This window comes from Streptomyces sp. NPDC002935 (assembly GCF_040611295.1).
Classification (GTDB): domain Bacteria; phylum Actinomycetota; class Actinomycetes; order Streptomycetales; family Streptomycetaceae; genus Streptomyces.
On sequence record NZ_JBEXNW010000056.1, the window covers coordinates 37,135 to 48,748 of the forward strand.

General features: G+C 68.5%; 15 protein-coding genes, 1 pseudogene and 1 CRISPR repeat array. Of the genes and pseudogenes, 15 read left to right on the forward strand and 1 reads right to left on the reverse strand.

Annotated elements, in window-relative coordinates:
* The first annotated feature begins 58 nt into the window (after positions 1–58).
* From ABZX90_RS41495 to ABZX90_RS41565, 15 genes and pseudogenes are all read left to right on the forward strand, one after another.
* Positions 59–730 carry a hypothetical protein gene (locus ABZX90_RS41495; protein ID WP_355213461.1) on the forward strand — a complete coding sequence of 224 codons (672 nt, stop codon included), beginning with the start codon at positions 59–61 and terminating at the stop codon, positions 728–730.
* Between the two features lie 74 nt (positions 731–804).
* Positions 805–2,349, forward strand: a complete 1,545-nt coding sequence (locus ABZX90_RS41500; RefSeq protein WP_355213462.1) for a DNA cytosine methyltransferase — start codon at positions 805–807, stop codon at positions 2,347–2,349.
* Positions 2,346–2,804: a hypothetical protein gene (locus ABZX90_RS41505; protein ID WP_355213463.1), complete on the forward strand. Its 459-nt coding sequence runs from the start codon at positions 2,346–2,348 to the stop codon at positions 2,802–2,804. Before ABZX90_RS41500 ends, ABZX90_RS41505 begins: the two co-directional genes overlap by 4 nt.
* A gap of 63 nt (positions 2,805–2,867) precedes the next feature.
* On the forward strand, positions 2,868–3,377 hold the full coding sequence (locus tag ABZX90_RS41510) for a hypothetical protein (protein ID WP_355213464.1): 510 nt from the start codon (positions 2,868–2,870) through the stop codon (positions 3,375–3,377).
* Positions 3,374–3,553, forward strand: a complete 180-nt coding sequence (locus ABZX90_RS41515) for a hypothetical protein (RefSeq protein ID WP_355213465.1) — start codon at positions 3,374–3,376, stop codon at positions 3,551–3,553. The genes ABZX90_RS41510 and ABZX90_RS41515 overlap by 4 nt, the downstream gene beginning before the upstream one ends.
* A gap of 169 nt (positions 3,554–3,722) precedes the next feature.
* Positions 3,723–4,085, forward strand: a complete 363-nt coding sequence (locus ABZX90_RS41520) for a hypothetical protein (RefSeq protein WP_355213466.1) — start codon at positions 3,723–3,725, stop codon at positions 4,083–4,085.
* A 247-nt stretch (positions 4,086–4,332) separates the two neighbouring features.
* A complete protein-coding gene (locus ABZX90_RS41525) occupies positions 4,333–4,623 on the forward strand; it encodes a hypothetical protein (RefSeq protein ID WP_355213467.1) in 291 nt (96 codons plus the stop codon).
* A gap of 79 nt (positions 4,624–4,702) precedes the next feature.
* Positions 4,703–5,074: a hypothetical protein gene (locus ABZX90_RS41530; protein ID WP_355213468.1), complete on the forward strand. Its 372-nt coding sequence runs from the start codon at positions 4,703–4,705 to the stop codon at positions 5,072–5,074.
* A gap of 54 nt (positions 5,075–5,128) precedes the next feature.
* A complete protein-coding gene (locus ABZX90_RS41535; protein ID WP_355213469.1) occupies positions 5,129–5,518 on the forward strand; it encodes a hypothetical protein in 390 nt (129 codons plus the stop codon).
* Between the two features lie 131 nt (positions 5,519–5,649).
* Complete coding sequence (locus ABZX90_RS41540) at positions 5,650–6,045, forward strand: hypothetical protein (protein ID WP_355213470.1); 396 nt, start codon at positions 5,650–5,652, stop codon at positions 6,043–6,045.
* Between the two features lie 121 nt (positions 6,046–6,166).
* The gene (locus ABZX90_RS41545; RefSeq protein ID WP_355213471.1) at positions 6,167–6,484 is read left to right on the forward strand and encodes a hypothetical protein; all 318 of its coding nucleotides are present in this window, start codon (positions 6,167–6,169) and stop codon (positions 6,482–6,484) included.
* 80 nt (positions 6,485–6,564) lie between these two features.
* On the forward strand, positions 6,565–7,671 hold the full coding sequence (locus tag ABZX90_RS41550) for an N-6 DNA methylase (protein ID WP_355213472.1): 1,107 nt from the start codon (positions 6,565–6,567) through the stop codon (positions 7,669–7,671).
* A gap of 377 nt (positions 7,672–8,048) precedes the next feature.
* The gene (locus ABZX90_RS41555; protein ID WP_355213473.1) at positions 8,049–8,324 is read left to right on the forward strand and encodes a hypothetical protein; all 276 of its coding nucleotides are present in this window, start codon (positions 8,049–8,051) and stop codon (positions 8,322–8,324) included.
* Positions 8,325–8,375: 51 nt separating this feature from the next.
* Entirely contained in the window at positions 8,376–9,170 is a 795-nt protein-coding gene (locus tag ABZX90_RS41560) for a hypothetical protein (RefSeq protein WP_355213474.1), read from the forward strand.
* Positions 9,171–9,365: 195 nt separating this feature from the next.
* Positions 9,366–9,721: pseudogene (locus ABZX90_RS41565) on the forward strand (transposase); the annotation flags it as partial.
* A gap of 79 nt (positions 9,722–9,800) precedes the next feature.
* Here ABZX90_RS41565 and ABZX90_RS41570 read toward each other — a convergent pair.
* Positions 9,801–10,220 carry a hypothetical protein gene (locus ABZX90_RS41570; protein WP_355213476.1) on the reverse strand — a complete coding sequence of 140 codons (420 nt, stop codon included), beginning with the start codon at positions 10,218–10,220 and terminating at the stop codon, positions 9,801–9,803.
* Positions 10,221–10,383: 163 nt separating this feature from the next.
* Positions 10,384–11,498: direct repeats of the CRISPR family, unit length 29 nt; unit sequence CGGCTTACCTCCGCTCGCGCGGAGAGGAC.
* The last annotated feature ends 116 nt before the right edge of the window (positions 11,499–11,614 follow it).

Consider the following 11,614-nt stretch of genomic DNA (forward strand, 5'->3'; position numbering starts at 1 on the left):
ACCCCGTTTCGAAATGTGCCACAACTCTGTACCGTTCAAACCGCCTCTTGGAGATCGCATGAATATCGCACCCCTTCCCGACCACGGCCGTGTCAGTCGCCCGGAGTGGCAGGCCTTGTGGCAGCAGTACGAGCCGGTCACCACACCGCTACGCGTGGTCGGACTCGACTGCGACATCGAGACCTGCGGCGGCCAGACCGTCATCCACGTCGACCTGCCCGACGGCACGTACCTGGTCATCGCCGCCGACGACGCGCTCCCCGACCGCCTTGAGCAGGTCACCGGCTGGCGCATTACGCGCAGCCACCACGACAACCCCAACTTCGACGCCCTCGTCTTCGACTCCACCGACGGCGGCGAACACGAGGGGCTCCACGCCGACATCATCTCGATGCTCGCCGCGGTCGCTCTCTACCTGAAGTCCCTGCCCGACGTGGACACGCAGACGGTCGGAACCAAGATCGGCGAAATCCTGATGGCCTCCGCCCACCGGTTTGCCGTCGCAGTCACGGGCGTCAACTCCCAGCACGCCTCCCAAAGCCAGGTCATCAGCGGCTCCTTCGCCAGCCACCCCGAGACGGTCAAGGAGTACGGCTGGCAGACCCACCTCCTTGAGGAAGGCGGCTGGAAGAGGGTCCACGAACAGGGCGGCACCGACTGGCCCCTGACGGTATGGCAGCGCCCCGACGCGGTGCTGCTCGTCTTCGTCACCCGCCTGCTCCTCGTCTGACTCCACCCGCCCGACCTGCCCGGCCCCGCAAGGTGCGGGGCCGGGCCGCCCGACTTCTTGGAGAGCAAACCTTGTTGGCCACTCTTCCCCGCGACATCCAGCTGACATTCAACGACCTGCTCGCCGGGGCCGGCGGGTCCTCCTCCGGCCTGGTGGAGGCCGGATGGCGCGGCAAACTCGCCATGAACCACTGGCAGACCGCGATGGACTCCCACGCCGCCAACCACCCCGGCATCGAGCACCTGACAGCCGACGTCACCGGCTACCCGATGCGGTTCCTGCCCCGCGCCCTGCTGCTGTGGGCGTCGATCATCTGCACCGAGGTCAGCCCGGCCGGCGGCAATATTCACCCCACTGATCAGCTCGACCTCTTCGATGCGCTCGAACACCTCGACGACGACGAGGCAGAGGACTGGAAGGCGCTGACCCCGGAAGCGTTCGAGAGGACCCGGGCCACGGCCTGGTGCGTCGTGCGGGCCTGCGAGGCCAACCGGTTCCCGTACGTCGTGATCGAAAACGTCGTCGAATTCGCGCTGCTCTGGGTCAACTTCAAGTCCTGGGTCAAGGCGTTGAGGGAGCAGGGCTACGAGGCACCGCAGATTCTGTGCGTCACCTCCGCACACATCGGCGATGACGACAACCTGCGGGCCCCGCAATGGAGGGACCGCATTTACATCGTCTTCCGCCTCAAGGGCATGCCCAAGCCGGACCTGCAGCCCCGCCCACTGGCGTTCTGCTTCGAGTGCGGCAAAGACGTCCACGCGAAGCAGGTGTTTTTCGACCTCAGCGTTCGTGTCGGCAAGTACAGGCGCGACTACAGCTACCGCTGCCCCAACAGGCGCTGCCGTCACGCCGAGGTCGAGCCGTACGTGCGCCCGGCCGCTTCCGTCATCAACTGGGACGACCTCGGCCAGCGCATCGGCGACCGCAAGAAGCCGCTGGTGGAGACCACCATGGACCGCATCCGGGCGGGCCTGGCCAAGTTCCCCCATCAGCCGTCCTCCATCACCGTCAACCACGGCAAGGACGGCACCGACCGGGCATACGCGGTGGCCGAGCGGCCGTTTTCCACCCGCACCATCAAGCAGGGCGACGCGCTGCTCGTGCCGACCGGCGGCAGCTGGAACACCGCGTGCAGCGACGTCGCCGACCCGATGCGTACCCGGCTGACCCGCGAAAGCGAGGCCCTGGTCGCAGTCGACCCAGAGCCATTTGTGATCACCTACCGGCAAAACGCCAACCCGGCGCTGGCGACCGAGCCGATCACCAGCGTGACCGCCCAGGGCAACCATCACGGCCTGGTCGTCCCCGGCGGGGCCGTCCCGCCCGGTCTGCGCAACACCCTTGTCATCCCGTACCGCAAGGCCGCCGTAAAGACCGCCGCCGAGCCCGTTCACACGCTGTCCACCCGCGACTCGGCTGCACTCCTGAACACCGCGCCCGCTGTGGAGGACTGCCACTTCCGGATGCTCAAACCGCGCGAGCAACTGGGAGCCCAGCGGTTCCCCGATCGGTACGTCGTCCTCGGCACCCAGGCTGAGCAGACCATGCAGGGCGGGAATGCGGTGTCGGTCAACGTGGCCCGGCATATCGGCGAGTGCATCAAAGAAGTCCTGTGACTGGCGGGTGGGCCCTTCGCGCGCCCTGCCACCTCCGTGACGGTTTCACCGTCACGGAGGACGACTGGAAAACGGGAGCCGACCTCAAGCGCCTGTGCGGGCCCCAGCTCCCCACCTGCGGGCCGTGCCCGTTCCGGGCCCTGTGCATCGCCACCGTCAAACCGGCCCAGGCCAAGTTCGACGGCATCGCCGGCGGACGCCTGTGGTGCAACGGCGAAGTCATCGACGCCCTCGACGACGTCAGCGACGAGGAGCTGGCCGAGCCGAAACTGCGCGCCTCCTGCGGCACCGAGGCCGGAGCCAAGGACCACACCCGCCACGGCGAAAGCCCCTGCCCCTCCTGCCGCCAAGCGGTCCGCGAGATGACCGCGCGCCGCAAGGAGGAGGCGGAGGCCAACGCTAGAGCCAAGGCCAACGGGCCCGGGCAACTGCAGTTCGAATTCGCCACCACCTGAACCCTCGCCTGCCCGCCCCGGACCGGGGCGGGCAGGCCCCGCCATCCCGCATTGGAGAGGACCATGCCCCATCCCGCCACCCCGCGCCCCCTGCGCCAGAGCCTGCAGCCCATGATCGCCGGTGCCGTCCTGGCCAGCTCCCACCCTGGCCTGACCGCAGACAGCATCGAGATCGACCACCTCGGCGTCGCCACCGGCGACGACCCGCTCGGCCTGCGCGTGTTCCTGTACTACCCCGGCGACGGCGTGTTCCAGCAGTGGGTGCACGCCATCGGCGCCACCGAGTTCGGCGCCCCCCGGCCCACCAGCCGCCCCGGCGAGCTGTCCCACACCGCCACCGGACACGTCGGCCACACCCCCGTCGAGGTCACCTGTCTGATGCAGCGCGACGAGTGGGTGTGGCGCACCAGCACCGAAAGCGACGTCCACAAACGGGACCACGCCCAGGACGGTTCCTGGGCCCTCTGCGGCGACCTGATTGTGGGCGTCGTCGATCCCGGCAACTCACAGCAGCCGCAACCGCCCTGCCCCGGTTGCGAGAAACCCGACACCGTCCCGGCAGCCGCGCGGTGATCCGAACCAAGAGCCGCGCCTGCACCGGCAAGCGCCGCCACGACACCCGCAAAGAAGCCATGGAGCACTGCGACCGGCTGATAGCCAAGGGCGCCGTGCGCTTGGCCGCCTACCCGTGTCGCAACCGCACTTGCGGCGGCTGGCACGTCGGCCATCTGCCCAAGCCCCGCTCCTGACAGACCCCCGAACCGGGCCGCGCCCACGGTGATCACCCCTGCGGGCGCGGCCCCACCACCCCTCGTGAAGGAGCACAGGCCACCATGGACACTCCCAGCCGCACCCAGCTCGTCCAACTACGCGCCGCCAACGGTGACTTCAGCCAGGTCGCGCCGGCGAGGAGCGACATTGCCGCGGCCATGGACGGCCGCGAGATGTACGGCGTGTGCTGCGGCCTCGCTGAAGCTGCACGACAGGCCCTCATCCGGTTGTACGGGCCCGAGCCCGCAGCTCCTGTGGGCGCTGGCCGCACCCGACCCGGCCGAAGGCCCCCAGCACCCGGCACGCAACTTCTCACTGCGATTCATCACCGCCTACGTCAACGGCGACCTGCCGACCTGCCAAGCCCTTCACCAGGCGGCGGCATCCGCGGGTCCCCAAGGCTACGAGCACTTCCTGAAGGCGCTGATCGCCGGCGTCTCCCACCTGACCCGAGTTGCCCTGGAAGAGCAGACCGCCAACGGCGAGACGCCCGCCCAGCACCCGTACTAGCCCCGAAGGCTGGCCCGCGCCCGCAGCGACCACCCCTCGGGGGCGCGGCTTCCATCAACCATGCAAGGAACGGCCAGCTGACCAGGTGAAACGCGAAAAGATTTCTTGCCCCCACCAGGAATGCACGTAGAATAAGAGGATCAGGAAGGGGAGTCGCCCGGTGTCGAAGACGCCAAGGAAGCGCGCCACGGGGGACGTGGACGCAAGGCGCAGGGCTGGGCGGCGCTCCGCAACGACGATCGGCCTCTTGGAGGAGCCCGTGATCACCCTGCTGGACCAGTTCGCCGCCAACCTCGGTGAAGCCGAAGACGCTGTCGCCGCCCTCGTCGGCGACAGCCTGTATGTCCGCTACGCCAACGACCCGGCCGTCCTGAAGATCACCTCTCGGCCTGGGGGTGACGAGGTCAAGATCACTTTCCAGGTCATCCACCCCGAGCGCGGCCCGATCGACGCAGCCAGCTTTGTCCTGACCCGCGCGCTGGACTTCACGTTCGCCCTGGAGCAGCTGGAGTCGTACCAGGAGATCTGGTTCGCCTGACCTGCCCTGCGTCAGTCGCCCACCTGATGGCGGGCGGCTGGCGTCGTCCCTGCAGGACCACGGCCTCTTGGAGGAAGCCATGAACAGCACCGGACGCACCGACCCTCTCGCAGCTCCGTACACCCTCATGACCGGCCAGGTGACCGAACGTTTCGCCGATGTCCTTGAAGGCCCGCACCTGCAAGCCCTGCTTGCGGAGCGTTTCCGCCTCACCGCTGACGCTGCAGGCCAGGCCGCGATCACCGTCGGCCAGGTCTTGACCGTGACCTGGCATGCGGCGGGGTACGGGCAGGAGTTCCGTACGTGGATCGGCTGCATGCCCGACGTGCTTCTGAAGTGCTTCGTGGAGATGGCCGCCCGCGCCGAGCGTGACGAGTTTGCCGCTGGCCACGCGGTGCACATCGGCCGTCAGGTGTTCACCGAACTCGCCTTGCGGCTCCGCCCGTTCTGACCCGCCCAGGGGGTCACCGCGGTGGCGGCCCCCTTCACCGACTGGGAGATAGTCATGAGCAAGACCATTCGCGGCGTCCGCCTCGACGTCGACGGCACCCTCACCGACGTTCAACTGCCCGCCGGCGATGGCCTGACAGAGGCGCTGCGCGAGCACATCGACGGGTGGGTTGAGATCGCTCACTACGCCCGCCCCGACGGCACGCGCCGCCTGGCTGTGGCCGTCGACGCCGACGGAGCGGCCCGGAAGTCCGAGAACCTGTACGCGACCTCGCTGCTCAACGCCGTCTACGTCAAGCAACTGCCGTACTGCCTGCGCGGGCCGGTCGTCCTGCTGGGGGCGCTGGATGACTCGCGTCACCACACGGACGTTCCCGAGCAGCTGCACGAGATCCTGCCGAAGATCATGGACGCCCTCAAGGTGCGCTACGGCACCGCCACCTGACTGACACGGCCTGGTCCAGCCGGGATCCGGCCGCAGTGATGTGCCACACCATTCGAGAGCGCATCGCCACATCGTTATCGGGTCGGGCACCGCACCACGGGTGCCCGGCCCCTTCAGCACCGGAGGCAACCTTGCCCACTCGCGCGATCATCGCCCGCCCCGTCGGCGGCGGCTTCGCCGGTCGCTACCTGCACCGGGACGGCGCACCCGACAGTGCCGTATGGCTGCTGCGGGACCTTGTCCTCAACGTCCATGGCGGCGACATCGAGGCCGCCACCCGGCTCTTGCTCGATGAGCACCCAAACGGCTGGGTCAGCCTTCCAGCGTCCGACAGTGACGGCGAGTGCTTCTGCCACATCGGCGACGATGCCGACCTGCTCGACGGGGAACTGCTCACTCAGGAGGGCGCCGCCAGCAGAGACCTGGAGTACGCCTACGTGCTCCACCGTGACCACATCGCCGTCCTCGTCCCCGACGGCGACGGAACCAACTGGACCGAAGTCGGCCAGGCTGCCTGGTCCGACTGACCTCGCACCGCCTTCCCCGTAGCGCCCCACCGCTCCGTTGGCCCCGGCGGGCGGTTGGCATGCCCCCGCCCTATATGTGCCACACCATTCGATCGAATGAAGGAATCGGAGTCACCGTGCCGTGACCATCACCCGACTCGACTATCTCGCGGCGAACGGCACCAACGGCATGAACCAGCGGATCTTTATGGCCGACGGACATGGCCTCAGTGTCAAGGGCAAGCCTGGCGCCGTCGAGTTCGAAGAGGTCTACCTGGCCGAGAGCCTCGATGCCCCCGACACCGACGGCTGGCAGCAGCAGGACGACATGGAGCTGTGGCTCACCACGGGGGACCAGCCTGACAACGGCCACCTGTTCTACGACGTGCCGGTGGCCGTCGTTCGCCTGCTCATCGATGAGCACGGCGGCGAGGATACCGGCCAGGATCCCATCGCCTGACCCCCGTGCGCCCCGTCACCCTGCCGGATCCCGGCCCGGGTGGCGGGGCGCCTTCATGCCCTCACCCGAAGGAGCAATTCGTGGAGCAGCTCGACCTGTTCGCCGCCGCCGAGAAAACCCCAGTTCCGGCAACCTTCGCCGCCCGTCCCAAGTCGCCCCGCCCGGTCGCAGTCCCCCCAGTGCCTCGTCCGGCGTCCGCGCCCCGCTCGGTCGTCGCAGCCGACGACGAGGCCAGCGCCCTGTTCGCCGACCCCTGCGTCGAACTGCCGTCCGTCCAGGCCCCCATTCCCTCGCCGCGCCGAATCGCTCCGCTGCTCATCGGAAACCCTCGCGACGCCGGGCAGCGCCTCGGTGAAGCCGTCGCTGACACTTGGCACGCCTCCAACTGGGGTGGCTACCGCATCGACATCCCCGTCAGCATCGTCGCCGGCCTGGCGCTGTTCCCCATCAAGGGCCACACCGAGGACATCACCCGCATCATCAATACCTCCACCGACTGGCAGCTCCTGCAGGGCTACCGCGAGATCTACGCGCACACCTGGGCCCACCGCCCTGACCTCGGAGCTCTCATGGCCCCGCTGATGGGCTGGCTGACCGAGGAGAGCGTGGAGGAGAAGGCGTACGCGGTGCGCCGGGTGACCGAGACGGCGCTGCGCTACGGCATTCTGCAGCTGACCGGCGACCCCGACCCCTACCTCCGCTCCGACACCGACGTGATGTCCTGGACGATCACCTCGCTGCGCTCGCACGGAGCCCGCCAGGGCCTGGGGGAGTACCACACGCCCCCCGAGGTGTGCGACCTCATGGCGGCCATGACCTGCACCGAGGCGCCCGAGAAGGGTGAGCGGTTCCACGAACCCGCCGGCGGCACAGGCGGCATGTTCCGCGCTCTCGCACAGCAACTACGCCACCTGCTGGCGGACCCGGCCGACTACGAGTGGGCGCTGAACGAACTCGAACCACTCTCGGCGGCCGGCGCAGCCGTCAACGCGATCGTGTGGGGCCTGGGCCCGAACGTGGTCATCGCCTGCGGCGACACCCTCGCCGACGGCGGCCTGCACGAGCGGTCAAAGCGGGAGCGGGCGCACCTGTTCGAGGAGCGCGACCAGATCCTCGGCTACATCGCAGCGGTCGACGCGGCGCAGGAAACGTTCGCGCTCGTCGATCGGCTCGCAACCGTCAGGTAGGCCTCCTGACCAGGGGGTTCGTAAAAAAATTGTTGCCCCCCACCCCGAGTGCAGCTAGAATAAGAGCAAGGAGGGGGGGTGCCCCACCTACGCAGAAGGGAGCCCAGTGAGTACCAACTACCTCGTCGGCCAGCGCATTAGAACCACCGTGGATGCCCCCGCCTTATGGCCAGGTGCCTTTAGCGCCCCCGCCGGCACCCTAGGCGCGATCACTAGCCTCCCCGACCAGTTCGGCGCCTACGGAGTCCTCCTCGACGGCGACCCCGACAACATGCCCAGCTCCTACAGGGCCCACGAGATCGCCCCCGCCTGACCCACTGCGGCCCCGCCCACCCGGGCGGGGCCGCAGTGATGTCACCCGCCTCTCGGAGAACACCATGCAGCCCGAACTCCCAGACCCCGCCGTCACTGCCAGCACGTGGGCGAACCGCGCCCGCGCACTCGCCAACCGTGCCGTGTGCGACGACCAGGAGCACGCCCTGACGGTCGCTGCAGTCCAGTTCGACTCCGCCACTCGATTCCTCAACCACGGCGAGGTTGGCAAGGCCCGCGACGCCCTCCGCATCGCCAGCAACTACGCCGGCAGCGAGGAAGCCGGCGCTCCCCGCATCGCCGAGGCCGCCCGCACCCTCCTGGCAGCCATCCCGGCCTGACCCCCAAGCCTCCGCCCACAAGGGCGGGACCCGCACCACACCAACGACCTCTTGGAGAAGAACGTCGTGCAACTCGCGCCCTCAGCACTCCAATCCACCGCCGAAACCCTCACCGGCTCCCTCGGTGCCGACAACTGGCAAGTCAGTGAGGTGATCATCGACGGCATTGTCAGCCTCGACGGCCCCCACGACCGACGGATCGGCATGCGCCTCCTCGGCGACGGCAGCAGCATCCAACTGTGGGCCACCGGCGGCGCCGAGCCTGCCGACCGCGAGCCCATCGAGGGCATCGCCCCCCTGCCGTACAGCCACCGCTGGCACACTCCCGTTCACATCGGCTGGCTCGAAGCGGACCAGGACCCCGCGGCCGTCCTCTACGACGCGATCAGCAACAGGCTGCTGCCCGCCTTCGACGCCAAACCCCTCTACGTCGGCCACCGACCGTGGGAAGAGGCATTCGACAGCGCACTGTCCCAAGTGCTGGACGAGTCTTCGGTGACGACAGGAACCTCACTACGCGACTGCGGACCGGAAGCCCACACGCAGCCCCACGACGTCGGTCACGACCCGGAGCACTCAGCCGACACAGAGCCTGCCCCCGTGCCCGAGGCCGCGCCTGAACCCGAGCTGCAAGCCCCAGCCGCGCCGACCGAGGCCAAGCCCAAGCCGGAGCCCGCCGGGAAACGGATCCGCCGCCCCAAGGCCGCCCCTTCAGCCGACGACGGCGACGCCAAGTCGAGCACCACCCGAAAGCGCACGGCCGCCAAGCCCGCCACCCCAGCAGCCGACGGCGAACCCAAGCCGCGGCTGGCCCGGAAACGCGCCAGCAAGCCCACCACCTCCTGACCGCGTCTCCCAGTAGGGCCGCCCACCCCACCGGTGGGCGGCCCGCTCCATAAGCTTGCTCTTTATGGTCTGACCTCGGACGATGCCCCGAACGCGCTCGCTCGTACGAGGATTCCAGGGACGTGAACACGGCCGCCGTCTGATCCTGTGCTCCGACCAACGAGGCACTTGACCAGCACGAAGGCCGTGGGGGAAATGCGTCTGCTGCACTACGATGCCCGGCGGGTAGCGTTCGCGGTGGCGTCACACTTCCCGGACGACTTCTTCGACTGTCTGACCGCGCGCGGGGACACGCTGTTCGAGCTGACCGATGCGTTGCTGTGCGCGGACGGACCGGTGACGGCGCCGGTGGACCTGACACTGACGGCCGGGCACCGGTGCGGGCACGGCGCGATGTACGACGCGCTCAACCGCGGGAAGGTCGATGTGCCCCGGCTGCGGCAGGTGCTGGCCGGTCTCCTCAGCCGCAGGCCGCCGACGGGCGCCTGGTGCTGGCGGTGGACGTCACCCACTGGCTCCGGCCGGACGCGCCGACCAGTGCGGACCGCTTGTGCCCGGAGACCACCGAGACGGCCACAGCGACGGCGACGAACCGCCACCCGGCACTGCCTTCGTCCGCTGACGTTGCCGTCAACTACTGCCGTCACCCCACCCAGAAGCCCCGCCAGGATGCACCTGACGGGGCTTCGACTTTGCTACCGGGATCCGCGCACGCCGCTCACAAGATCGGGGCTGCCCGCCTGGGAAAATCACGTGCCACGGAAATCGACCCAACGGCTTCAGGAACGGGATGTCGGCGGCGAGCCAGCCACAGCTCCAGGTCAGGTCCTTAGCGCACTGGCCCGCCTGCTCGTAGTCGAAGACGAAGAACTTGAAGAGGTCCTTGCCCTGCGTGAATCTGCGGTTCTCCCCCTCGGGAACGACGCCCGGAAGAATCTGTCCCCTTCTCAACATGGTCTCTTTGATGACTATGTGCGCAGAACCCGACGAGATTGTGGTCGTGATGATGTTCGAGCCGTCATCGCGCGCAGCCCCGATGTCCTCAGCCACGCAGCGCGAATAGATGCCCCATGCGGCTTACCTCCGCTCGCGCGGAGAGGACACCGGAGGGCCCGACGGCCGGTCGTGGTCATGCGGCTTACCTCCGCTCGCGCGGAGAGGACAGGTCACGGACGTGGTCCTGGAGGCGGTCGAACGGCTTACCTCCGCTCGCGCGGAGAGGACCTCACCCGCGGAGAGGACACGCACGGGCTCGGGCGCGGGTTCTCCGTAGCCGGCTTACCTCCGCTCGCGCGGAGAGGACATCCCCACCGACGGCGACTACCACCTGGTCCGCGGCTTACCTCCGCTCGCGCGGAGAGGACATCGGCATGAGCTCGGGGCGGCGCTCCAACCTGGGCTTACCTCCGCTCGCGCGGAGAGGGCGAACGGGCGGTCGTCGACCGGCAGCAGGCCATCGGCTTACCTCCGCTCGCGCGGAGAGGACACCACGTTCGGCGCCGCCAACGCGAACTGGGCCGGCTTACCTCCGCTCGCGCGGAGAGGACTTCGATGGCGAAGATTCCGCCCAGGTTCAGGTCGGCTTACCTCCGCTCGCGCGGAGAGGACTCCCGGCCAACCTCATTCAGTTCCCGAAGCAACGGCTTACCTCCGCTCGCGCGGAGAGGACGTGACCAGCCGCAACCTCACCTGGGGTCAGGGTGGCTTACCTCCGCTCGCGCGGAGAGGACCTGTGGTCCAAGGGCCGCAGCATGGTCGGCGGCGGCTTACCTCCGCTCGCGCGGAGAGGACTTGATCAGATCCTTCGCCAGTTTGTCGATCTGCGGCTTACCTCCGCTCGCGCGGAGAGGACCCCTCCCAGCCTGGCAGCAGTCAGGGGCGCCCCGGCTTACCTCCGCTCGCGCGGAGAGGACCGGGCGTCGTTGTGGACGATCCCCGTGACGAACGGCTTACCTCCGCTCGCGCGGAGAGGACCTCTCACGGAAACTCACGGTCGGCTTACCTCCGCTCGCGCGGAGAGGACAGAGCCTTGTCCACGCCCTTCTTCTGCAGGTCCGGCTTACCTCCGCTCGCGCGGAGAGGACTCGGAGGGGAGGAACACTCACCGCATGACGACCGGCTTACCTCCGCTCGCGCGGAGAGGACGAAGCCCGTCAGCTCAGTCTCCTGACCGGTCACGGCTTACCTCCGCTCGCGCGGAGAGGACGGCTTACCCGTCGCGGATGTGATCAGCTCGTACGGCTTACCTCCGCTCGCGCGGAGAGGACGTACCGAGCAGCGACTCGGTCGCGTTGACGCGCGGCTTACCCCCGCTCGCGCGGAGAGGACTTAGGCAGCGACGTGACAGCCTGTCGGCGACGCTTGAATAGTGAGCCGATTCCGGCGGGTGAAAAGTGACCCCCACTGCGTCAGTTGATGTTGGTCATTCCCCGGTGTTGGCGGCG

Coding starts and splice junctions, on each gene's coding strand:
- ABZX90_RS41495 (WP_355213461.1), top strand. CDS start 59: ATGAATATCGCACCCCTTCCCGACCACGGCCGTGTCAGTCGCCCGGAG.
- ABZX90_RS41510 (WP_355213464.1), top strand. CDS start 2,868: ATGCCCCATCCCGCCACCCCGCGCCCCCTGCGCCAGAGCCTGCAGCCC.
- ABZX90_RS41530 (WP_355213468.1), top strand. CDS start 4,703: ATGAACAGCACCGGACGCACCGACCCTCTCGCAGCTCCGTACACCCTC.
- ABZX90_RS41535 (WP_355213469.1), top strand. CDS start 5,129: ATGAGCAAGACCATTCGCGGCGTCCGCCTCGACGTCGACGGCACCCTC.
- ABZX90_RS41555 (WP_355213473.1), top strand. CDS start 8,049: ATGCAGCCCGAACTCCCAGACCCCGCCGTCACTGCCAGCACGTGGGCG.